Below are 23,203 nucleotides of genomic sequence, written 5' to 3'. Positions count from 1 at the left end.
AGTTGCTAATCAAAAAACCCCCGATAACTTCGTTATCGGGGGTTTTTGTTTTATGCAATTGAGGTGTTAAATGTCCATCCTGAGATTACGAGATTACGAACGACTTCGTTTGTTTCGGCCCCGTATTGTACCGTATAAATTCCTTTATTGGCAACATATCGTTCTGTTAATTTTGCTGATCCGTAGATACCTCCGAAAATAACAGTAAAAATTCCGAGCATAAATACGAATGTGTTTAGATTCACAAAATTATAAAGTAAAAGACCCAATAATAGGATAACGGAAACCATTGAAATGGTAATGGCCTTATTCTTTGCATCGTAATGAATTTCTTTGCAAGAATGGCATCTGGGTATTCCGATTAAGATCTTTGAATATTCTACTGATTTGTAAACAACGATATTGCTTTTGTCGTCTTCAACAATAAGAGGTACAAAATAACAATCATTCATGTTTTCCATTTCAGCTTGTCTGCAGTAGGCGCATTTGTGATCATGAGGCTCAAATCTCTTAGAAGTCTCGTCAAAGGTGTAATTTCTAATCATTTTATTTGGGGTTAAAAGTTAAAATTAATCTTCAGCGGGATACATTATTTTGGATAAATGTATGTTTTAGTAAAGTCCGGATCAAAAAGAACGTGCTGCAACAATTAGTAGAGTCAGATTTGTAGGTTTCTCTGTTTCTAAATTGAATTTACAGCAGGATTAAAAATAGCAAATAATTAAATTCACAATCTAAATAGTATCAATAACTTTCATAAAAAGTAGAATTTAATTCCAAAATTTAAATATGGTCGGTATTTGCTTACGTAGTAGTATTTTTACTTTTTAAAAAATAAGTAAATACTTATATAAATATTTAACTATCTGATTTTTAATGCATTTATTCGAGATTAAAATAATTTTCCACGCAAAAAATACAGCCTTAATCTTACAATTTTAAAACTCAATATTCATCGTTTAATCGCAAAGGTCGCCACAAACAGCTTTGCGAACTTATAAAGCCATTGCAAACATACCAAAAAAACTTTGCGTGCTTTGCGGTAAAACTAAGTGAGCAAGCAGAGGTTTTTTATTAATCCGATAACTTTTACGATCGGGTTTCTTGTTTCTGTCAACCTTTGTATCTTTGAATCTTAAAATCTTAGTCCCGAAGCTTCGGGACAGTAACTCAGAACCTTAGTACCTCAAAAAAATGCTTGACGAATCTCCAAAACGTTTTGACCGAATTGTCGCTATCCTCATTCAATTACAATCTAAAAAAATTGTAAAAGCACAGGAATTGGCGAATCGCTTTGAAGTTAGTTTACGAACTATTTACCGGGATATTCGGACTTTGGAAGCATCCGGAGTCCCAATTTACAGTGAGGCCGGAGTAGGTTATGCTTTAATGGACGGTTATAGATTGCCTCCCGTTATGTTTACGCGCGAAGAAGTAAGCAGCTTTATTGCGGCGGAAAAACTGATGCAGAAATTTACAGATCCTTCTTTAGGAAATCATTATGCATCGGCAATGTTCAAGTTAAAATCGGTTTTGAGAAGTACCGATAAGGACTGGCTATCGAATATTGAATCAAAAGTGGTTATGCAAACTGCAGAACCTATGTTCAATGATAATTCCCCTAATACCTTGTCTGTTCTTTTTGAAAGTATAGCGGAGAAAAAGCAAATTTTACTTTCTTATAAAACAGTTGAAAAAGACGAAACCACAAAAAGAAATATCGAGCCTGTTGGTGTTTTTCATGATCATAATAACTGGTACTTTTTGGGATATTGTCATTTGAGGAAAGATTACCGACAATTCAGAACCGACAGAATTCATGGCATTCAGAAAACCGAATGCGATTTTACAATCGAACATGATTCTTTAGAAACTTATTTATCTAAAACAGAAACAATTCCGACTACAAAAGTTAGACTTTTAATCGAAAAGAAAATAGCCCGATATTTGGAAACAGAGCGAAAATACCACGGTTATATTTCACAAAAAGAAGTTGATGGCCAGATAGAAATGACTTTTATGTGTCGCGACATCGAAAGTGGTTTTCCGCGTTGGTTTTTAATGTTTGGGGATTATGCCACAATCCTTGAACCCGAAAGACTCAAAACCAGAGCCTTAGAATTATTAGAAATTAATAGAAAAAGACTTTTATAAAAAAACTCCAAAAGCTGAAATAACAATTCATCTTTTGGAGTTTTTTTCAGGTAACTATTGCGCTTTTACAACATTATAAAAATTGTAATCTGTATTTGAGGCATCGGTTATACCAATATTTCGCCCCATAGTAACTATTTGTCCTCTATGGTAAGTGCCATGATTCACCACTTGAAGTAAATATTCACTAAGCGGCAATTCGCATTGAAACCATGGATTTTCAATTTTAATAACTTTGAATAATTGTTCTTCCGATAATGATGCAATAAATGCCTCTAATTTTGTAGAGCTATCTATCAAACCTTCAAATATTTCATTCTTATCTAAATCAATGCTTTCTTTTCTATCGGGCAGGGCAATTTCGGCAATTATTGAATACCAATATTGTTCTGTTTCCCAAATATGATTCAGCGTTTTAATAATGCTTGTATAGCTTGAAACCACTTCCTTATTCAGTAATTCATCTGATTTTGTCGAAAGCCAGTTTACAAAATGTTGATTAACCCATAAATTGTAAGCTGCATAATTGCTCATTATTTTTTTTAGACTCATACTATTTGATTTATATTATACTTCGAATGGAATGATTTAGTTTGAATAGTTTCCCCGGAATTTATCTTTCCCAGAAAAAAGGTGGTTCAATATTTAAAGCTCTTAAATACACATAACCTTGTCCGCGGTGATGTATTTCGTTATCAATTAAATAAAAAATGTTCTGAATCACAGGAAAATTATATTGTCCAAATAAATTGAAAGTTTCATTAAAGTCTTCAATCGTTAATTGTTGCCAATATTTGTTAATTTCTGCTGTCGCTTCATCCCATTTTTCAAGATATTGTGCTTTAAAAATCAGTTTTTCTGGTGCTTCTACATAAGGCGCTGTATCTTTATTAATAATTCCTTTCATTGCTGGAGCTCCCATTGCTAAAAATTCATCCACTAATTTTGCAAAAGGTCGCATTCCTCCTATTGAAAATTCAAAGAAATCTTTTTCAGGAAAAGCTTCGATCACGCGTCTTGTAAGGGCGCGGTGTCCTTGCCAGTGGTTCAATAAATCTTCAGGAGTAATTACTTGGGCTGCTAATGTTTTCATGATTTTAAAGTTTTAATTATTTAATACTTCAAAAGTATTGAGGGTCGGTGACAACAGTTTGTCAGCAGGAAAAAAAATATTTATTTTTTTTCCTGCTGACAAACGTAGAGACGCACAGCAGTGCGTCTAACGCACTGTACCACAATTTAATCACGTTTGCGGGAGACGCATTGTAATGCGCCTGTACATCACATAACTCATAACTTATAACTCAAAATTATTTACTCTTCAGCCATTCAAACAAACGATTAGCATCTTCTAATTTAAATAATTGTGTTCCTTCATTCATGGTGGCGGCAGATCCGCAGGCAACTCCCCAACGAATAACATCTTTCAGACTTTTATTTTGAGATAATGCCCAAACTATTCCTCCAACCATACTATCTCCAGCCCCAACGGTACTTTTTTTGGCAACATTTGGTGCAGGAACATATTCGTATTCGTCTTTTGTAACTAAAACTGCACCTTGAGGACCAAGAGAAACGGCAACAATTTCTGCGCCACCCTGAGTAATGATTTTTTTTGCAGCTTCTTTTACCTCTTCCATTTCCAAACGTTGTACGCCAATTAATTTTGCCAATTCACCAACATTGGGTTTAATTAGATAGGCACCGGTTTCTAAAACTTTCTTTAAAGCTTCTCCGGAAGTATCAACGATAAATTTTGTGTCTGAAGCTTTGGCAATTTTTGCTATTTTCTGATAAAAATCGGAAGACAAACCTTCGTTCAAACTTCCACTGGCAACTAAAAATTTTGGTTTAAGATTCTGAATGGTCGCCAGGATCTTTTCAACTTCAACATCTGTTAATGTATCTCCTGAAAATCCGAAACGATATTGAGAATTGGTATTATCATCCACAGCAACAAAATTCTCTCTTGTGGCGGTTTCAGTTTCAATAGCTTCAAAAGTTACTTTTTCTTTTGTTACCAGATCTTTTAACATATCACCAACGGGTCCGCCTGATGTAAAAACAGCTAATGAATTTCCGCGCAGGCGGGCAATTGCTTTGGAGACATTTATTCCGCCCCCGCCGGCATCAAACAAAGGATCTTTACATCTAATTTTCTGCTCCGGAATTAAACCTGAAAAATGCGTGCTTTTATCTACCGAAGGATTTACGGTTAGGGTAACTATATCAAATGATTTCATAATTCTAACGTTTAAAAATGGTTTTCTAATGAGATCTTCTAAGATGTATTATATGCAATTTACTAAAATTTGAATTGATTACAACTTCCCAAAATAATAACTTCAAATGAACAAAACATGCTAAAATACTGAAATTCATTGTTTTAAGATAAAATAATTCGTACATTTAAACATATCAATTAATAAAAACAAGAATTATGAGAGCCCCTCTTCTTCTACTTTTATTATTTTATTCGACTAAATGTTTATCACAAGGAATAATCGTCGACACTACAACCTTGGCTATACCTCAACTAATTCGCGAAGAATTAATGCAAAATGCCTGTTCGAACGAAAGCAATTTTAAATTCTCATCGCATCTGGGTATTGGAAAATTCACTAATACTAATCCAAACTTTCCAATTTCAAGTGGTATTATTATTCGAAACGGTATTGCAAAATATACCGAAGGAATTTATACCGGAACCAATGAAAGCAGCCAGTTAAACACGGCTAGTGATAGCGATTTGCAAACTATAAGTAATGAAAACGGGCAAATTGTTGCCATTACCGATGTTAGTTTCATCCAGTTTGATTTTACTCCGCTATCGAATAATTTTAGTTTTGATTTTCTTTTTGCTTCTAATGAATATGGAGAGTTTCAATGTGGATTTAGCGATGTATTTGCCTTTATATTAACGGATTTAACCACAGGAGTCACGACAAATCTTGCTGTACTCCCCGGCACATCAACACCGGTTTCAGTTAAAAACATTCGGGATCAACAATATAATTCTTCTTGTTTATCTGCCAATGCCAATTTGTTTGGCCGTTACAATGTAACTAATCCGGGAGCATCTGCCATAAATATGCGGGGTGAAACCAAAGTTTTAACTGCTTCGTCGTCCGTCATTCCCAATAGAACTTATAGCATTAAACTGGCCATTGGTGATTATCACGACAGCAATTATGATGCGGCAGTTTTTATAAAAGGCGGTAGTTTTATAACCACTATGGATTTAGGCCCGGACAGGGCTATTTGCGAAGGTGAAAGCATTACCCTTCAATCCGGGCTTACAGGCAATTATACTTATGTCTGGACTCGGAATGGTGTCGTAATTCCAGGCGAGTCAGGCAACTCTTTAACCCTTACTAGTTCCGGAACTTACAACCTGACGGCAACACTTTCCGGTTGCGTTATTAAAGATGAAGTAGTTATTTCAGATTTAGTTATTAAATCTCCCCAGAATTTAACCGCTTGTTATAACGGCACTCCAAATTATCAATACGACTTAACAAAAAATAATTTGGCTGCATTGAACCTCAATCCGGCCGAATATACACTTCAATATTTTGATTCTTTGGCTGCAGCCAATTCAAACGGACCGGCAATACCCAATAATCAATTGACTACCTATACAAGTACAGGAAACCAGACGATCTATATAAAAGCGGTACATGTTTCTAACGGAAATACTTTTTGCAATAATTTGCTTTCTTTCGATTTATTGGTAACAAACCCTATAAATGCTGTAAAACCGCCCGATTTAAATGTATGTGACACTAATTCCGGAAGAGTATTAGTTGATTTGACGGTTCAGGAAACTGCAATTCTAAACGGATCAAATCCATCTGAATATAAAATTAGCTATTACACTAGCGAGACGGCAGCAAACAGTGGTACTAATCGAATTCAAAAACCCGCAGAATTCATTACTGCAATATCTCAATCACCACAAACGATCTGGGTGCGAATAGAACATAGTTCAAGCTCGATTTGTTATACGACTGTAAATTTCGCTATAACTATTAATTCACTTCCGCCGGTTGACGATATTCCGGATGTTGTAGCTTGTAACAACTATACATTGCCACCAATAACCTTTGGAAATTATTACACAGCTCCGGGCGGAACGGGTACTAAATTGAACGCCGGAGATGTCATCACCAAAGGCGGGACCTATTATATTTACAGCGGTCCAACTGCCACAAACAAATGCACTAACGAAAGCTACTTTAACGTAATTCTGATTTATGAATTGACTTTTCGTAAAGAAGCCTGTGGTAAATACATAATTCCCAGAGTACCTGCTGGTGCATTTTTTACGGCTGCCGGAGGAGGCGGAAGTGAAATTCCGTCAGGTACTTCATTTACAACAGATCAAACTGTTTATTATTATGCCGTAATCAATGGTGTAGTTTGTCGCGATGAGGCCGTACCATTTGTTGTTTATCCGCTGCCTTTGGTAGATACGCCAGGCAATGTAGTGACTTGCGATTCTTATATTCTGCCGTCTTTGACAAATGGCAATTATTATACTTTGTCCGGTGGCTTGGGAACCCGTTTAAATGCAGGGCATAACATCACTTCAAGCCGAACCGTTTTTGTCTTTGCAAACGATGGAAGATGTACCAATGAGCATTCCTTCAAAATCGACATTGTAAATTCTCAGGTTTTTGTTCCCATTTCCAAATGCGGAAGCTATACTTTACCTGCAGTTGCAATAGGCGGTTACTTCGACAGCCCGAAAGGTCAGGGTGCAAACATTCCCGCAGGAACGGTTATTACGACTTCACAAACCGTGTATTATTATGCTACTACAACAACGGCTCCGAATTGTACAGATAACACCAAATACGAAATCACTATAAAACCATTACCACTGGTAGATACTCCGGCCAATAGACTGGAATGTCAAAGTTATATATTGCCACCTCTGATAAATGGTAATTATTTTACCAAAACCAATGGTGGGGGAACCCCTTTAAAAGCCGGTGATGTCATTACTAAAACACAAACCATTTATGTTTATTCCGTTGGAAAAGAATGCACCAATGAACATAGTTTTATTGTTGAAATCAGACCACTACCACCTGTTGATAGTTTTACAGATGTTGTTACCTGCTCTGATTTCAAACTGCCTAAATTAAAAAACGGAAAATATTACACCGAGACTGGTGGCTCTCATGGTGCTGGAAACCTAATTCCTGAAGGCACTATTATAAACAGTAATCAAACTATTTATATTTATAATGAATGGGCAGATTTTACAGACTGCCGAAATGAAACTTTTTTCAAGATTAATTACAATGGAATAGATGTGGGTACCTTTAACAATGTAAATGTTTGCGACAGCTACACTTTACCACCATTAAAACTAGGAAACTATTATTCACAACCTCAGGGAAAAGGTGCAGTTATCCCCGCCGGAACAATTTTGAAAACCTCACAAACCATTTATGTCTACGCAATTGTGGGAAATAGACAGACTTGCTCAAGCCAAAAGAGCTTTTCGGTTACAATTTCCCCAACTCCAATAGTAGTCAACATCCCTGATGTTGCCATTTGTCAAAGCTATACATTGCCTCCGTTATCAGTTGGAAATTATTACAGCGGACCAAATGGTACCGGAACACTTTATGCAGCCGGTCAACAAATAAACGCAAGTCAAAAAATGTATGTCTATGCTGCAGCTCCAACCAATTCTGACTGCGCTTCACAAGATGATTTTGATATTACCGTTTATCCACTCAAAGATTTGACATTTAAAAATGAAATAATCTGCGTTGATTTCCAAACAGGAACAGCACTCCGTTCGGCGCAATTGACTTCAGGACTTAATCCGAATATTTATGCGATTGATTGGTTTTTGAATGGCACTAAAATAAGCACCGGCCCTAATTATACCGCAACTCAGGAAGGCACTTATACTATTGTCAGTACTAAAAAAACGCCCAATATTGGTAACGATTGCGGTTACAACCCCGCTACTATTATCGTCGAAAAATCCAGTCCGGCAATAGCAACCGTCACCGTAACTGATTCTTTTGAAGATACCATCGATATTATCGTAAACGTAACCAATGGTTTTGGAACTTATGAATATCAATTGGATGACGGAAATTTTCAATCCAATAATGTGTTTTCAGATGTTGATTCGGGAGAGCATGTTATTACCGTAAAAGACATCAAAGGAAACTGCGACGATCAGATTTTAATTGCAAAAGTCCTTAAATATCCCAAATTTTTCACTCCAAACGCTGATGGATATAACGATACGTGGAATATTCCCGATCTTGCTTTTCAGTCCGATGCTGTTATAAATATTTTTGACCGTTATGGTAAACTCCTAAAACGAATAAGCCCCGCAGGTCCCGGCTGGGACGGAAATTACAACGGCGATCCACTTCCTTCGACTGATTATTGGTTTCAGGTTTTTTATAACCAGGATGGAGTAGCTCAGGTATTCAAAGCCCATTTTAGTATGAAACGATGATTATCCGGACGTGCCACCATCCCGATGAGAGGGCAAACTATATTACGGTTATCACCCTCTTATCGGGCTACTGTCAGGCTGTCCGCTCCGCGGCGGCGGATTGCTCCCATCCTTCACGCGGCCTCAGGAACTTTAGAATAACTAATCGAAATCAGATTAAAAACATCATTGTTAAAGCTGCTAAACGACTCCGTTTGTGGATATAAAACGTTAAAAGCAATTATTTTTAAATGCATCCAAAAGAGATTTTTTTTGCCTAAATTTGCAATAATGGGAATAGTTGATAAAAATAGTAAAGACTTAAAAAAACTTTGTACAATCTACAATGTGGAAAAGATGTATCTATTTGGTTCGGCTTTAAATTCCAGCTTTAGTAAAGAAAGTGATATTGACCTGCTGGTAAAATTTAAAAATATTGAGTTATCTAAGTATTTTGACAACTACATTGATTTCAAAGAAAAATTAGAACTTTTATTTGGACGCGAAGTTGATTTAGTTGAAGAACAAACATTGAGAAACCCAATCCTAATCAACTCAATTAATAAATCAAAAGAGCTTATTTATGGATGAAAGAATTCTTAAATGGCTTTTCGATATTAAAATATGTATTGACGAAATTGATATTTTTTTCAAAGATTAAGAAAAAGACTTTTTTAAATACAGAAACAATCTAATGCTTAAAAGAGCGGTCGAAAGAAATCTTGAGATTGTTGGTGAAGCCGTAAAAACAGAATCATAACTTGCGACAATTCATTTACTGAAAAAATTACCAACGCAAAAGCACAATCATTGGATTGAGAAATCAGGTTATTCATGCTTATGATAATATTTCTGATGAAAATATTTGGTCAATTCTCACAAATCATCTTCCGAAATTAAGACTTGAAGTAGATAAATTAATTAAGGAAAACGTAGATAACTACTTGTAACATCTTATTTTTTCCAACTCCAAAATTAATAATCAACTCCCTTTATAGTTATTAAATCATCAACTTCGTACCTTTGCAACCTTGGTAAAAAACCAAAAAAGCAATAAACAGACAAAATGATTGAAGATAAAAACCCACAACGTACCAGTATAGCCCAATTAGGCGAGTTTGGTTTAATAGAACATTTAACCAAAAATTTTGATGTTACACAGGAGTCGACTTTAAAAAGTATTGGTGATGATGCTGCTGTTCTTGATTTTAAAGATAAAAAAGTAGTGGTTTCGACCGATTTATTGATCGAAGGCGTGCATTTTGATTTGGCTTATATGCCATTAAAACATTTAGGATACAAATCAGTAGTTGTAAATTTATCTGACATTTGCGCCATGAATGCCAGACCAACTCAAATTACGGTTTCTGTGGCAGTTTCTAACCGTTTTCCACTAGAAGCCCTGGAAGAATTATTTGAAGGCATTACACATGCTGCAAAAGAATATAAAGTGGATGTTATTGGCGGAGACACAACCTCATCACAAAAAGGATTAATTATCAGCATTACTGCAATTGGTGAAGCCGATGAAGAAGAAATCGTTTATAGAAACGGTGCCAAACAAACCGATTTACTTGTTGTAACCGGCGATATTGGGGCTGCCTATATGGGACTACAGGTTTTAGAACGCGAAAAACAGGTTTTTCAGGTAAACCCAAACAGTCAGCCTGATTTAGACATGTACAGTTATTTAATCGAACGCCAGTTAAAACCGGAAGCACGAAAAGACGTTCGTACTTTATTACACGCGCTGGAAATAAAACCAACTTCGATGATTGATATATCTGACGGATTATCATCAGAAATTATTCATTTATGCAAGCAATCAAAAGTGGGTTGTAATTTATATGAAGACAAATTGCCATTGGATCCTCAGTTTATTTCCACTTGTGAGGAATTTAATATAGACAGCACAACTGTTGCCATTAATGGCGGAGAAGATTACGAATTGTTATTTACCATTGACATTAACGACTTCGACAAAATAAAAGGAAATCCAAACTTTTCGATTATCGGGCATATGGCCGATGAAAGTGAAGGAATAAATCTAGTTACGCGTGCGAATACTCAGATTCCTTTGAAAGCAAGAGGTTGGGATGCGTTAAGCGAATAATTTTAAGAAATTCCAAATAAAAAATTCCAAATTCCAGTAATGCTAGTCATTGGAATTTGGAATTTTTTATTTGGAATTTCAATTTAAAAGAGCCCTTTACTTTTGGCTTCTTTAAGCAGTTCTTCATCAGAACCCGATTTTATTTTCAGCAATTCTTTTAAATTCACTTTTCGTCTTTCAAGTGCATTCAAAGAAATCGGAATGTATTGCGGCATTTGATCCATTGGAGTTTGTTTTGAAAGATGAAAGAGAATCTGTTTATCGAACTCATCAATTTCTATTGAATTATGTGCGGACTGATTCACCATTTTTACAACAGACTGGCTGTAATATTTATCATTTTTCATGACTTTATCAAAGGCAAAAAGCAACTCGTCAAAAGTAAGATCATTTTTAATGATCAGACCATTTGGATTTATGGTCCTGATAATTGTTTTTATTTTTAGCAATTCAGTATACATTGTCAGCAAAATGATCTTACAATGAGGCATTTTTGTCAGGAGTAATTTAGCCAAATCTTCGCCTGAAAAAATATCTTTTTCCTCATAGGCCGGCATACTTATATCTAAAAAAGCTACATCAAAATTTGGAGTGGCCTCGTCTTCAATTAAATCATAAGCCGATCTGCAATCATGAGCCTGCAAAATAGTAAAATCATATTCCTTAGGATTATAGCGTGTAATTGCATTTTTATATCCCTCAATTATAAAAGGATGATCATCTACAATTAGGATATTTTGACTGATTAAAGGCGGAATCGGAGTTAGGTTAAGTGTCATTCTTTTGTAGGTTTATTTTTTGATCGATTGGGACTTTAATTATGAGAACAGTTCCTTCTCCTTTGGCAGATTTTATAGTAACGGTACCCTTACACTCTTTGGCACGGTATTGAATATTATGTAATCCTATTCCGTTTTTCGTTCTTTTGGTATTAAAACCATTTCCGTCATCTGAAATCGATAGAATCAAATAATCAATTTCACTTTTAAACTCTACTGTAATAGTATCAGAATCAGCATATTTATTACAATTTTGAAGTGCTTCCTGAATAATTCTGTATAAATTAATCTTAACAATATTACTCACTAACTCCCATTTAATATGAGGATCAAAAGAGGTGATTAACTTAGAATTGTATGTGTTTTGTTGTTTTTCAAACAATTTGTTTAAAATCGCAATAAAATTATTAATTAATTCTGATTTTTCCCTATTTAAATCATGCGAAATTTCACGAATGTCTTCTTCAATGTGTTTTAGTTCTGTTAAATATTTTTTTCTTTTTTGAACTGCATCAGGCTCATCGATCTTATCTAAACTATCCAGACTAATTCTTACACCAAACATTCGGCCCAAAACACCATCGTGAAGTTCCTGGGCAACCTTTTTCTTTTCTTTAATTCGGGTTATTTCAATATCATTTTGCTGAGAAATCATTAAATTATAAATATCTTCATTCGCAATTTGCTGTTGCTGCTTAAAAAGTAATTCCCTGTTTTTTGCCTGTTGTGTTTTGTAAACATAGAAAAACAGGCCTATGAGGGTACAAATACTAAAAACGTATACTAAAGCTCGGTTTTTCTCCTGCAGATTTGAATTTTGATCTTTAATTTCGTTGGTTTCATACTCGATACGAGAGAATTTTTCGCCCATTTTTCTTTCTGCTCTAAGCATCCTGTCATTCAGCTTAATATATTCTCTGGAATAAGTCGACGCATTTTTAGGATCTACAATGGCAATTTGTTTTAGGGCCTCTAATGTACTATTCAACTTACCGTCAGTACGTGATAAAATTAAGGCTTGTTTTGAAAATTGTATTGCTTTGAAAGTATCTTTTTTAAATGCATAGTATTCTGAAAGATGAATTTTATTTGATATAATAGCTGATTTCAATCCTAAACTATCTCTAATTTTCAATGATTTAAAAAACAGATCCTGAACCTTTTCTAAATCATTTAATTTGTATTTAGAATAGGCCAGATTATCTAACAACATAGCATATAAAACGATTTTTTCTTTAAAAAGATTCTTTTCATTTAATCCTCTTTCAAAATATTTTTTTGCTTGCTCATAATTGTTCATACTTATATAAACAAAACCAATATTGTTTAAAGAAGTAGCTTTAAGCTGAAGTTCTAAGGGAATACTTGCATCCAAGACTGCCAATGCTTTATTGTGAAACTCCAAAGACTTATCATATTCCTCTCTATCATTGTATAATATCCCTAAAAGATTATAACATTCGTAAAGTTGATCATTTACGTTTTTTTGTTTTTTCAAAATGCGAAGAGCCTTAAAGACGGCTATTTCACTTTCAAAAAAATCGCCCTCATTATACTGAAGACTTGCCTTACTTAAAAATGTTTTAGCCAAATTGTTTTGGTCGTTTATTTGTAAATAAAGTTTCTGCGCTTTATAAATATTCATAAATGCACTATCTGAAAGTCCTTGAGAACTATAATAATCTCCCAAATACGAAAAAGCTTTAGCGGTACTTACGGAATCTTTCATACTTTTTGACCGCTCTAAAACCAGTTTCGACATTTCAAGATATGATTTCAAATCGTTCATATTGTAATATCGATTAGCAATTCTAAAAAGATTCACTCTGTTTATCGAATCATTATCCTGATTTATAATAATTGCAAACGCTTTACGATTATATTTCTGTTTTAATTCATAAGGCATATTAATATCATTGGCCAATGATAAATAAATAGGAAGGCTATCCTCAGAAGAAGTCATACTATTACCAGTATCCATTTTCTTGGTACAACCAAAAAAAATGAAACTTAAAAACAATATTATTTGTAAATTTTTTCTCAATATATATTTTTGAATTTTATCAAAAATACTAAAACTATAGACACAAAAAAAAAGCTGCCAAAATTTGGCAGCTTTTATGATAATTTAAGCTATTTATTAATCAAGTTTAATAGTGCTTCCTAATGATTGTCTATCATGACGAAATCCTTCAGATTTATTATTGATTTTTAATTCGTTTGCAGTGGCATGAAAATCTAATTTTCTTCCCTGATCTCTTCCGGTTAATACTCCACCAGTATCTGTATCGCTAGAACTTGTTGTATTATTAAATGTTGAAATTGATTGTGGTGTAGTAAATGAAGTCGTTACCATTACTAAAGAAAATAATCCTAATGTTAAAGCTGTCTTTTTCATAATCTTGAGGTATTTTATTGATTGTTTGTTTTTGGAGTCGATTCTTTGGGCGGAATCGATGATGTAAAACTAGGTACGGAATCAAAAAAAAAGTATATGAAAAATGCAGTTTGTGGTAGAACATGCCCAAATGATAGTCAATGAGCGTTAATTTAATGTAAATACCTAGTTTTTAGACTTCTAAGTAGTTTCCTGCGGCAAAATTGGCGATAATTATATCGACATTTGATTTATAGGTTTTAGAAAATGGGATCTTTTTAGGAGAGTTTTTTATGTAACAAACTGAGTTCCCGTTATGAATCCTCGCAATATAATTTTGATTAATGATATAACTATTGTGAATTCGAATAAACGGATAGTCCAAAATACTCTCAAAATGTTTTAGTGTTTTAAAAGCGGTTACCATTTCACCAGAATTAAGATAAATATCTGTGGAATTATTATCAGCCTGAAAATACGCGATGTCAGCCGCATTCAGATAACGATAATCACCGTATGATTTAATACAAATAATTAAAGGTTTTCTCAGCTCTTGTACTCCTTCCGTTTGCGGAACAACAACTGAGACAACTTCATTTCTATTTTCTTTGTTTACAGGCTCCAAAACACCCTTTTCGATTTTCAAAACCGTCTTGAGTAAATCAATAGCCAACAAAGGTTTCAATAAATAATCAAAAACACCATATTGAATGGCCTCAAAAGCTAATTCCTTTTTTGTGGTGTTGACTATAATTTTAGGAATCACAGTCAAATACCTGTACAATTCACTGATGAACGCAAGCGATAAATTGCTGGATGAATCTTTTGGATCAATTTCTAAAAAAACTAAAGATGGTTTATATTCTAAAACTAAATGTAACCCATTTTGATAACTCGTTGCCGATGCCACAAAAGTTAATTCCGAAAAACCTTCTGCAATTGTTTTGGTTCTCAAAATACTTTCGGCATCATCATCTATAATAATATACGAATATCTTTTCAAGTTTAAATTTGTGTTTTATGGGTCAATTAAATTTACGTATTTCAATTCTATAAATATTTCATTGTTAACACATTGTAATAAAATGTTAATACATAACGATGAAATGCAAAAAAAATCGATGAAATGCACTTTTCAAAAGTAAAAAAATCCCAAACTCCACCTAAGGAATTTGGGATTTATATCGTGTTAAATGAGAAAAATTACATTTTCATCAACCAGTTTTTCATTGAAACTTCGTTTTCAATAATAGCTTTTAATTCAGAGATTTTTACTCGATCCTGTTTCATTGTATCTCTATGACGAATGGTTACGGTTTCATCTTCGATCGTTTGGTGGTCTACTGTAACACAAAACGGAGTTCCAAGAGCATCTTGTCTTCTGTAACGACGTCCAACAGCATCTTTTTCATCATACGCCACATTGAAATCCCATTTTAAATCATCAATGATTTTTTTAGCGATATCCGGCAATCCATCTTTTTTAACTAAAGGTAAAACAGCCACTTTTGTTGGTGCTAAAACTGATGGTAATTTTAAGACTGTTCTTGTTGAACCATCTTCTAAAACTTCTTCTTGCAACGACGTTGCAAAAACAGCTAAAAACATACGATCCAATCCTACAGAGGTCTCTACAACATACGGAACGTAGTTTTCATTCAGTTCCGGATCAAAATATTGTAGTTTTCTGCCAGAATATTGCTCGTGTGCTTTTAAGTCAAAATCGGTACGAGAGTGAATTCCTTCTAATTCTTTGAAACCGAATGGGAAGTTGAATTCAATATCTGCAGCAGCGTTTGCATAATGCGCTAATTTTTCGTGATCGTGAAAACGATAGTTTTCTTTTCCTAATCCTAAAGATAAATGCCAGTTTAAACGAGTCGTTTTCCAGTGCTCGTACCATTGCATTTCTTCACCCGGACGCACGAAAAACTGCATTTCCATTTGTTCGAATTCACGCATACGGAAAATGAATTGTCTTGCAACGATTTCATTTCTAAAAGCTTTACCCGTTTGAGCAATTCCAAAAGGAACTTTCATACGACCTGATTTTTGTACGTTCAGGAAGTTCACAAAAATACCCTGAGCTGTTTCCGGACGTAAATATAAATCCATTGCAGAATCTGCAGAAGCACCTAATTTAGTTCCGAACATCAGGTTGAATTGCTTTACATCAGTCCAGTTTCTTGAACCCGTTTCAGGATCAGCGATCTCTAATTCTTCGATTAAAGCTTTTACATCCTGAAGATCTTCACTCATACCTTTTGCAAGTCTTGATAAAATTTCTTTGTATTTCGAAAGATACTCTACAACGCGGGCATTTGTGGTAATAAATTCTTCTTCATTAAAAGCATCACCAAAACGAGCTCTTGCTTTTTCAATTTCTTTTTGAGCTTTTTGATTGATCTTTTCAGCATGATCTTCAACTAAAACGTCAGCTCTATATCTTTTCTTCGAATCTTTATTATCAATTAACGGATCATTGAAAGCATCAACGTGGCCCGAAGCTTTCCAGGTAGTTGGATGCATTAATATTGCAGCATCAAGGCCGACAATATTGTCATTGATCTGAACCATTGATTTCCACCAATATTCACGGATATTCTTTTTTAACTCGACACCATTTTGTGCATAATCATACACTGCACTCAATCCATCGTATACTTCGCTTGACGGAAAAATAAATCCGTACTCTTTTGCGTGCGAAACCACATTCTTAAATATATCTTCTTGTTTTGCCATAGTGGTGCAAAAATATAAAAAGTACATTTAAAAAAAAGAAAAAATATAAAGATTGAGCATTTGATTTTTATATTTTTGTAACCAAATTCCTTCTATTTGTGATTAATTACATTATTAACCTGTTTTTCCCTAAAGTTTGTGCTGCATGTCATACACTTTTAACGCCAAATGAAACCGTGATCTGCACGCATTGTCGTCATGAAATGCCTCTTACTCAATATTATTTGGACACTAAAAATGAAGCTGTAAAGAAATTCTACGGCAAAATTGAGATCCAACACGCTTCTGCATTTTTATATTTCAACAAAAAAGGAATGGTTCAGGAACTCATTCACAACCTAAAATACAAAGGTCATGAAGAAATTGGTTTTATTTTAGGAAATTGGTATGTAGCCGATTTAAAGGAATTGAATTTGGAAATTCCTTTTGATGTTGTTATTCCCGTTCCGCTACATAAAAGAAAATTCAGGGAACGCGGTTATAATCAGGTAACCACTTTTGGAAAAGCTTTGGCCGAAGGTCTGAATATTGCTTTTGATGATACCATTTTATATCGAAAGAAATACTCTAAAACGCAGTCTAAAAAGAATCTATTAGGAAGATCTGAAAATATCGAAAATATATTTGATGTACATTTTTCTGAAGAAAATCAAAACAAACATTTTCTTATTGTTGATAATGTGCTCACAACTGGCGCCACGCTTGAAGCCTGTTCGCGTGCTTTACTAAAAATTCCGGGAGCGAAAATTAGTATTGTTTGTATGGCGATGGCGAACTCATGATAAATCAAATTCCAAAAAAGAAATTCCAAATTCCAATCTTTTTCTAAAAGCAATTTACTTTAAAAGTAAAAAAGACAACGGATTGGAATTTGGAATTTTAAAGATTGGAATTTTAATTTACTACGATCTTCTTAACGGTTCTTCTATCTCCGTCAACAACCGTTACCAAATAGATTCCGGCAGAAACATTTTGCAATTGAATATTCTGATTGAAGTTTGATGTGCTTTCAAAAGTATTTTCATAAACTTTCTTACCCAAAATATCGTGCACAAAAACTTTAACTCCATCATTTGATTTACTTTCAAATTGAATGGTAAAACTTCCTTTGTTTGGGTTTGGATACAATACAAAATCGATACTTTCAAAATCAGGTGTATCTAAAGTATAGCTTTGACCACAAATATTCACGGAGGCCGAATTTAATATTCCGAAATTCCCGGCAACAGCATCACGGACTCTTAAAGTCCAGGGTCCTTCGGTATTTTGTCCATTAAAAACACTTAACAAATCAACCGGAATAACAATTTGTTCGGTTGTTCTGTTGCAATCTAAAGCAGTACCTGAATCATTAAATTGCATTGCTAAAGTTGAATTTGTGGATCCGCAATCTTTATTAAACAATCGCACAACAGTTCCTTGTGGATTTACTATCTGAATTTCAAGATCTGAAAACCTTGTATGTGTCACATTAACCACAACATCTACATCTGAAACCGTTGCTCCAGAAACCGGGACTGTCACAGTTCGTGTAACAAAAGTTGTAGTGTTTGGAATTGAAAAAGAGCTTCCAAAACTATAAGAATTGCAACTTATTGTTGAAGTAAATCCTACCGAAAATGGTTTGCTATTTATTGCATAATAAATGTTCCCTATTGGTTCAATCAATATTCTGCAATTTTTAGACGAAGGCACACTCGTTGGAAGCGTGATGGTTTCAGAACCGTCATTTGGTGTATTGGCCACCAGAGTTATTGGAAAAGTCAAACCACCATCTGTAGATAATTTGATGTTAACCGCTGTTGAACCTTCTAAAGTATTGGTATTATTGACACTCCATGTTACTGTTTCGTTTAGCCCCTGCCACCAGCTAACACCATCACTTGCGTGTGAAGTTATTGCAAATGGTCCTGCAAAAGAAGCAACCGTTACAATCATAGCGTCTGTATTGGTTTGAGCCGTTCCTAAAGCTGCATTGTCTCTTCCTGTTAAGGTAAAATGCAACGTTCTTGCAATAGAGGAAACGGATTCCCATGTTGTAGTCAATTTATTTTGAAGTACCGAACTGAAACCAGGCATATAACGAATAGCTGAACTATTAGGAACAACTGATCGAAACAGAGGTCCGTCAGGTTTTGTTGGATAGGCAATACTATTTCCGCCTGAAGTTGTAGTGGCATTATCGTATTGCTCCCAGTTATAGGTTATTGAATCACCTTCAGGATCAGAGCCTGTTCCTTTTAAAACAAATGCAGTACTAATCGGGATAGTATAATCAGGACCAGCATTAATCGTTGGTGGATTATTGATAATGGTAGTGTTAACCGGGCAGCTTTTGCCTGCAAGGGTATTCTGAATTTGCAAAATACTGGCATAAGCAAAATAATCATCAGAAGTATTTTGAATATCATAATCTCCCGTTACACCGGCATAAGCCATAATAGTTGAACCACTTCCAGGCTCAACATTTACACTGGTTCTTTCGGCAGCATCATAAGAAAAAGTATGATTTGCACCTAATTGATGTCCCATTTCGTGTGCAACAAAATCAATATCAAAAGTATCTCCCTTAGGCTTTCCGTCTGAAGGTGAGGTGTATGCACTTCCTTTTGCCAATGGATTATTAGTTGTTGGATTTGTACAGACACAACCAATGCAACCAGCGTTCCCTCCACCACCCGAAGCACCAAATAAATGTCCTATATCATAATTTGCATTTCCAATTACGTTTGTCAATGTGGTCTGCACTTCCTGATTCCAGTCGCCATCTGCTCCTGTATCAGCATTAGAATACGGATCTGCATTTGCATCTGTGTAGATTATAGCATCATTATTTGCAATCAAAACCAACTTTACGGCTAAATCTTTATTGAAAACACCATTTACTCTGGTCAAAGTTGCATTCATTCCTTCCAGTGCATTGGCTTTTGTTCCTCCAAAAAAAGTGGTATATTCTGCCGTACAGGACAAAGCCAAACGCATTGTCTTAAAAACTTGTGCGTTTGATGCCGTTTTTGCTGTCTTTCCAGCATTGTTTTTATCTGAAATTAAATCCGCTGTTTTACAAATTAGTTTTTGAGAATTGTTTGTATTCTTTGAAGTAAACAAAACATATTGGGTTTTATCTTCTGGATTTTCTTCAATATATTCCGTTGCTTTATCTGCACGAAGAATCATAGTTTGCACTCCAATTGGAGAAACACTAAAGTGTATTTTTGCTGATTTATCGTCTAAACCAGTTCCTTCATAGGCTCTGATTTCAGGATATTTCGCTTGCAATTCAGGTTCAAAATTAGAAGACTCCCAAACGGTAAAACGTTCCAGAATCCCATTTGAATTGGGCACTGTAATCTCTGAAGTGCTGATTTTTGAATTTTTATCTGTTGTGGGTGCTAGTTTATTTTTTAAGAAATCTGAATTCAGTTTATAGTATAATCTTTCTGAATCAGATGAATTTAGCCTCTTATTTACAGCATTTAAGGTTGTTCTTTGCCATAAATTATCGTTTTGAGCGTGAACTCTAACACAACAAAAAATAACAAATAAAAAAAGTAGTGATTTTTTCATACTCAATGGTATTTGAAAAATCAAAATTAAGAGAATTAAATCAAATTCTTACATATAAACGACATTTAATCTTTTTTAGTCGACGAGCCAGCCAATTTTCACTAAAAAGAACCAAAATGGTATTAAAAATCAATTGTGGGTAGTATAAAATTTCAAATAGATAGTATAAATTTGCACCATCTTAAATTATTTGTTTTGAAGCTCTTTCATTCTATAAACGATTTCCATTCGACCAAGAAAACTATTTTAACTCTTGGCACCTTTGATGGTGTTCATATTGGTCATAAAAAAATTCTGGAACGAATTACTCAAAACACAGAAAACGGAAAATACGAAAGCTTAGTTCTTACATTTTTCCCACATCCACGAATGGTTTTACAAGAAAAATCAGAAATTAAACTCTTAAATACAATTTCTGAAAAAACAAAACTTTTAGAAGCAACCGGAATTGAGAATCTTGTTATTCATCCTTTCAACGAAAGTTTTTCAAGATTAACTGCTGAGGAATTTGTTCACTCTATTTTAGTCGATCAATTTCATATTCAGAAAATAATTATTGGACATGATCATCGTTTTGGAAGAAACAGAACCGCTAACATTGACGATTTAATTGCTTTTGGGGAAGAATATGGTTTTGAAGTCGAACAAATTTCTGCTCAGGAAATTCAGGACGTTTCGGTAAGTTCTACCAAAATCAGAAAAGCCTTAAATGAAGGAAATATGACTTTGGCCAATGATTATTTGGGATATAATTATTTTTTAACCGGCGAAGTTGTAAAAGGAAAACAATTAGGACGAACTATTGGTTTTCCGACAGCAAACATTCAAATTGAAGAAGATTATAAATTGATTCCGAAAAATGGGGTGTATGCAGTAAAAGCCTTAATCGATAAAAAAGAAGTTTTTGGAATGATGAATATCGGTTTTAATCCGACAGTAAACGGTGAAAAACAAACTATCGAAGTAAATCTTTTTGATTTTGAGGCTGCTATTTATAGCGAAAAAATCGAAATCTCCTTATTACATTATCTTCGCGAAGAACAAAAATTTGGTTCAGTTGATTTACTGAAAGCACAATTAAACCAGGATAAAATTAATGCTTTGGCTTTCATTGAAAAGCTTTAGAAAAGCTTTCGAACACACTTTTCTCTCATTCTAAATCATCGTAGTTATTTTTTTAGTAAATTTGATATACAACTCTGCTTGTCAATCATTTACTATTAACTTCTTTAAAAATAACCACTATGAATTTACCTAAAGAAATTACCAACGGTTTTTTGATTTTCCTCGGAATAGGCATTTATTTCTTATTAATGAACCTATTAGGACTTGCAGATTTATTTTATCTGCGTACACTAAATGTCTTTTTTATATTTTATGGTGTAAACAGGACCATGCAAATGAATCTTCGTGAAGGCGAAACCAACTTTGTATCTAATGCCGTATCAGCAATGACTACCTCTGTAGTTGGTGTCTTAATGAGTGTTTTCGGGTTATTAGTGTATAGTTATGTGAGAGGTGGGGACGCTTATGTACAAACCTTGTCGGAAACATTTATGTTTGGAGGAAACCCTTCTGTACCAACTTATTGTATCTGTTTACTTTTTGAAGGAGTCGCTTCCTCTGTAATTGTCACCTTAATGATGATGTTGTACTGGAATAATAAATATGCTGCCGATTAATTTTTTTTAAATAAATCTTCCATTTAAACACTCTAAAATCATAGAATTATACTTTTTCATGATTTTAGAGTGTTTCTTTTTGAAAATACCTGTCAAATATTCATTTACGGAAAGGAACATTGGTTGATTAGAACAATTTAACTACTTTTGGAGCATCAAAAAATTGCATCGATGAGCATTACAAAACACAATTGGACAAAAGACGAAATAATCGCCATATATAACAAACCTATGATGGACCTGCTTTATGAAGCAGCCACAATTCATAGAACAAAACACGATCCGAACGTCGTTCAGGTATCTACTTTACTATCTATTAAAACGGGAGGTTGTCCTGAAGATTGTGGCTATTGCCCACAAGCTGCACGATACAACACAGGTGTAGAAGGAAATGACTTAATGAGCGTAAGTCAGGTAAAAGCTCAGGCTTTGCGTGCAAAATCAAGCGGATCATCTCGTGTTTGTATGGGAGCTGCATGGAGAAACGTAAAAGACGGTGAAGAATTCGATCAGGTTTTAGAAATGGTTCGTACCATTAATAAACTTGATATGGAAGTGTGTTGTACACTTGGTATGATTACTGAAAACCAGGCACAACGTTTAGCAGAAGCAGGATTATACGCTTACAATCACAATTTAGATACTTCCGAAGAATATTATAAAGACGTAATTTCTACCCGTGGTTTCGAAGACCGTTTACAAACAATTGAGAATGTTCGTAAAACGAATGTTACGGTTTGTAGTGGAGGAATTATTGGAATGGGAGAAAGTATTGAAGACAGAGCCGGAATGCTTGTAGCACTTTCTACTTTAAATCCACAACCAGAATCAGTGCCGATTAATGCTTTGGTGGCTGTTGAAGGAACTCCGATGGAGGAAGAAAAACCAGTAGAAATCTGGGAAATGATTCGTATGGTAGCAACTACCCGAATTGTAATGCCAGATACTCAAGTTCGTTTATCTGCAGGAAGAACCAATATGAGCCGTGAGGGGCAAGCAATGTGCTTTTTCGCTGGTGCAAATTCAATTTTTGCCGGAGATAAATTACTTACTACGCCAAACCCGGACGTACACGAAGACATGAAAATGTTTGAAATGTTAGGATTGATTCCGCAAAAGCCATTTGTTAAAGTTTCGCAACCTCAAACAGTTGAGGCTGAAGATTCTCAATTTGCTCCTTTAGGCGAAAAACCAAAATGGTCAAGACCAGGACATACGATTGAAAGAAATTTGGAAGCTTCGATCAAATCAAAAATTTAATTAAATGAGTTAATAAATCTCGAAAAATATTTTTAAATTGCTTATAACATG

19 protein-coding genes are annotated in these 23,203 nt (G+C 34.5%); 9 read left to right on the top strand and 10 right to left on the bottom strand.

Going from position 1 to position 23,203, the window contains the following annotated elements; genetic code table 11:
• Positions 1-50: 50 nt before the first annotated feature.
• On the bottom strand, positions 51-545 hold the full coding sequence (locus tag ASC72_RS05450) for a hypothetical protein (protein WP_056188027.1): 495 nt from the start codon (positions 543-545) through the stop codon (positions 51-53).
• 649 nt (positions 546-1,194) lie between these two features.
• On the opposite strand from ASC72_RS05450, the gene ASC72_RS05445 reads away from it, so the two are divergent.
• Complete coding sequence (locus ASC72_RS05445) at positions 1,195-2,154, top strand: YafY family protein (protein WP_056188024.1); 960 nt, start codon at positions 1,195-1,197, stop codon at positions 2,152-2,154.
• A 54-nt stretch (positions 2,155-2,208) separates the two neighbouring features.
• On the opposite strand, the gene ASC72_RS05440 is transcribed toward ASC72_RS05445, so the two are convergent.
• The 3 genes from ASC72_RS05440 to ASC72_RS05430 form a co-directional block, all read right to left on the bottom strand.
• Positions 2,209-2,706 carry a DinB family protein gene (locus ASC72_RS05440; RefSeq protein ID WP_056188020.1) on the bottom strand — a complete coding sequence of 166 codons (498 nt, stop codon included), beginning with the start codon at positions 2,704-2,706 and terminating at the stop codon, positions 2,209-2,211.
• 61 nt (positions 2,707-2,767) lie between these two features.
• Positions 2,768-3,247, bottom strand: coding sequence for a DinB family protein (locus ASC72_RS05435; protein ID WP_056188016.1), 480 nt, complete (start codon positions 3,245-3,247; stop codon positions 2,768-2,770).
• 217 nt (positions 3,248-3,464) lie between these two features.
• Positions 3,465-4,397 carry a 1-phosphofructokinase family hexose kinase gene (locus ASC72_RS05430; protein ID WP_056188014.1) on the bottom strand — a complete coding sequence of 311 codons (933 nt, stop codon included), beginning with the start codon at positions 4,395-4,397 and terminating at the stop codon, positions 3,465-3,467.
• A gap of 197 nt (positions 4,398-4,594) precedes the next feature.
• Between ASC72_RS05430 and ASC72_RS05425 the strand changes: the two genes are divergently transcribed.
• From ASC72_RS05425 to thiL, 4 genes are all read left to right on the top strand, one after another.
• The gene (locus ASC72_RS05425) at positions 4,595-8,653 is read left to right on the top strand and encodes a T9SS type B sorting domain-containing protein (RefSeq protein ID WP_056188011.1); all 4,059 of its coding nucleotides are present in this window, start codon (positions 4,595-4,597) and stop codon (positions 8,651-8,653) included.
• Between the two features lie 270 nt (positions 8,654-8,923).
• Complete coding sequence (locus ASC72_RS05420; protein ID WP_056188008.1) at positions 8,924-9,223, top strand: nucleotidyltransferase family protein; 300 nt, start codon at positions 8,924-8,926, stop codon at positions 9,221-9,223.
• A 224-nt stretch (positions 9,224-9,447) separates the two neighbouring features.
• Positions 9,448-9,582: a HepT-like ribonuclease domain-containing protein gene (locus tag ASC72_RS24475; RefSeq protein WP_241775642.1), complete on the top strand. Its 135-nt coding sequence runs from the start codon at positions 9,448-9,450 to the stop codon at positions 9,580-9,582.
• A 116-nt stretch (positions 9,583-9,698) separates the two neighbouring features.
• Positions 9,699-10,745, top strand: a complete 1,047-nt coding sequence (thiL, locus tag ASC72_RS05415) for a thiamine-phosphate kinase (protein WP_056188005.1) — start codon at positions 9,699-9,701, stop codon at positions 10,743-10,745.
• Between the two features lie 83 nt (positions 10,746-10,828).
• Here thiL and ASC72_RS05410 read toward each other — a convergent pair whose 3' ends face one another.
• From ASC72_RS05410 to ASC72_RS05390, 5 genes are all read right to left on the bottom strand, one after another.
• A complete protein-coding gene (locus ASC72_RS05410; RefSeq protein WP_056188002.1) occupies positions 10,829-11,524 on the bottom strand; it encodes a response regulator transcription factor in 696 nt (231 codons plus the stop codon).
• On the bottom strand, positions 11,514-13,505 hold the full coding sequence (locus tag ASC72_RS05405) for a tetratricopeptide repeat protein (protein ID WP_056187999.1): 1,992 nt from the start codon (positions 13,503-13,505) through the stop codon (positions 11,514-11,516). Before ASC72_RS05405 ends, ASC72_RS05410 begins: the two co-directional genes overlap by 11 nt.
• A 159-nt stretch (positions 13,506-13,664) precedes the next feature.
• Positions 13,665-13,922: a hypothetical protein gene (locus ASC72_RS05400; protein WP_056187996.1), complete on the bottom strand. Its 258-nt coding sequence runs from the start codon at positions 13,920-13,922 to the stop codon at positions 13,665-13,667.
• Positions 13,923-14,094: 172 nt separating this feature from the next.
• Positions 14,095-14,904: a LytTR family DNA-binding domain-containing protein gene (locus tag ASC72_RS05395; protein ID WP_056187993.1), complete on the bottom strand. Its 810-nt coding sequence runs from the start codon at positions 14,902-14,904 to the stop codon at positions 14,095-14,097.
• A gap of 200 nt (positions 14,905-15,104) precedes the next feature.
• Positions 15,105-16,643 carry a glycine--tRNA ligase gene (locus tag ASC72_RS05390; protein ID WP_056187990.1) on the bottom strand — a complete coding sequence of 513 codons (1,539 nt, stop codon included), beginning with the start codon at positions 16,641-16,643 and terminating at the stop codon, positions 15,105-15,107.
• Between the two features lie 98 nt (positions 16,644-16,741).
• Here ASC72_RS05390 and ASC72_RS05385 point away from each other — a divergent pair, with 98 nt between their 5' ends.
• Positions 16,742-17,425, top strand: coding sequence for a ComF family protein (locus tag ASC72_RS05385; protein ID WP_056187986.1), 684 nt, complete (start codon positions 16,742-16,744; stop codon positions 17,423-17,425).
• 112 nt (positions 17,426-17,537) lie between these two features.
• Here ASC72_RS05385 and ASC72_RS05380 read toward each other — a convergent pair whose 3' ends face one another.
• The gene (locus tag ASC72_RS05380; RefSeq protein WP_056187983.1) at positions 17,538-20,210 is read right to left on the bottom strand and encodes a reprolysin-like metallopeptidase; all 2,673 of its coding nucleotides are present in this window, start codon (positions 20,208-20,210) and stop codon (positions 17,538-17,540) included.
• 195 nt (positions 20,211-20,405) lie between these two features.
• On the opposite strand from ASC72_RS05380, the gene ASC72_RS05375 reads away from it, so the two are divergent.
• The 3 genes from ASC72_RS05375 (at position 20,406) to bioB (ending at position 23,152) form a co-directional block, all read left to right on the top strand.
• Positions 20,406-21,335: a bifunctional riboflavin kinase/FAD synthetase gene (locus ASC72_RS05375; protein ID WP_056187981.1), complete on the top strand. Its 930-nt coding sequence runs from the start codon at positions 20,406-20,408 to the stop codon at positions 21,333-21,335.
• A gap of 119 nt (positions 21,336-21,454) precedes the next feature.
• A complete protein-coding gene (locus ASC72_RS05370) occupies positions 21,455-21,892 on the top strand; it encodes a hypothetical protein (protein WP_056187978.1) in 438 nt (145 codons plus the stop codon).
• A 171-nt stretch (positions 21,893-22,063) separates the two neighbouring features.
• Entirely contained in the window at positions 22,064-23,152 is a 1,089-nt protein-coding gene (bioB, locus tag ASC72_RS05365; protein ID WP_056187976.1) for a biotin synthase BioB, read from the top strand.
• The last annotated feature ends 51 nt before the right edge of the window (positions 23,153-23,203 follow it).

The sequence above is a fragment of the Flavobacterium sp. Root420 genome (assembly GCF_001427905.1).
In the GTDB taxonomy this organism is placed as follows: domain Bacteria; phylum Bacteroidota; class Bacteroidia; order Flavobacteriales; family Flavobacteriaceae; genus Flavobacterium.
Note: the sequence above shows the minus strand (reverse complement) of the source record. Positions and strands in the feature narration are given on the sequence as shown.

Bases quoted from the DNA above. Each gene is read 5' to 3' on its own strand.
- ASC72_RS05450 (WP_056188027.1), bottom strand. From the start codon at position 545: ATGATTAGAAATTACACCTTTGACGAGACTTCTAAGAGATTTGAGCCT.
- ASC72_RS05445 (WP_056188024.1), top strand. From the start codon at position 1,195: ATGCTTGACGAATCTCCAAAACGTTTTGACCGAATTGTCGCTATCCTC.
- ASC72_RS05440 (WP_056188020.1), bottom strand. From the start codon at position 2,706: ATGAGTCTAAAAAAAATAATGAGCAATTATGCAGCTTACAATTTATGG.
- ASC72_RS05435 (WP_056188016.1), bottom strand. From the start codon at position 3,247: ATGAAAACATTAGCAGCCCAAGTAATTACTCCTGAAGATTTATTGAAC.
- ASC72_RS05430 (WP_056188014.1), bottom strand. From the start codon at position 4,397: ATGAAATCATTTGATATAGTTACCCTAACCGTAAATCCTTCGGTAGAT.
- ASC72_RS05425 (WP_056188011.1), top strand. From the start codon at position 4,595: ATGAGAGCCCCTCTTCTTCTACTTTTATTATTTTATTCGACTAAATGT.
- ASC72_RS05420 (WP_056188008.1), top strand. From the start codon at position 8,924: ATGGGAATAGTTGATAAAAATAGTAAAGACTTAAAAAAACTTTGTACA.
- thiL (WP_056188005.1), top strand. From the start codon at position 9,699: ATGATTGAAGATAAAAACCCACAACGTACCAGTATAGCCCAATTAGGC.
- ASC72_RS05410 (WP_056188002.1), bottom strand. From the start codon at position 11,524: ATGACACTTAACCTAACTCCGATTCCGCCTTTAATCAGTCAAAATATC.
- ASC72_RS05405 (WP_056187999.1), bottom strand. From the start codon at position 13,505: ATGGATACTGGTAATAGTATGACTTCTTCTGAGGATAGCCTTCCTATT.
- ASC72_RS05400 (WP_056187996.1), bottom strand. From the start codon at position 13,922: ATGAAAAAGACAGCTTTAACATTAGGATTATTTTCTTTAGTAATGGTA.
- ASC72_RS05390 (WP_056187990.1), bottom strand. From the start codon at position 16,643: ATGGCAAAACAAGAAGATATATTTAAGAATGTGGTTTCGCACGCAAAA.
- ASC72_RS05380 (WP_056187983.1), bottom strand. From the start codon at position 20,210: ATGAAAAAATCACTACTTTTTTTATTTGTTATTTTTTGTTGTGTTAGA.
- ASC72_RS05370 (WP_056187978.1), top strand. From the start codon at position 21,455: ATGAATTTACCTAAAGAAATTACCAACGGTTTTTTGATTTTCCTCGGA.
- bioB (WP_056187976.1), top strand. From the start codon at position 22,064: ATGAGCATTACAAAACACAATTGGACAAAAGACGAAATAATCGCCATA.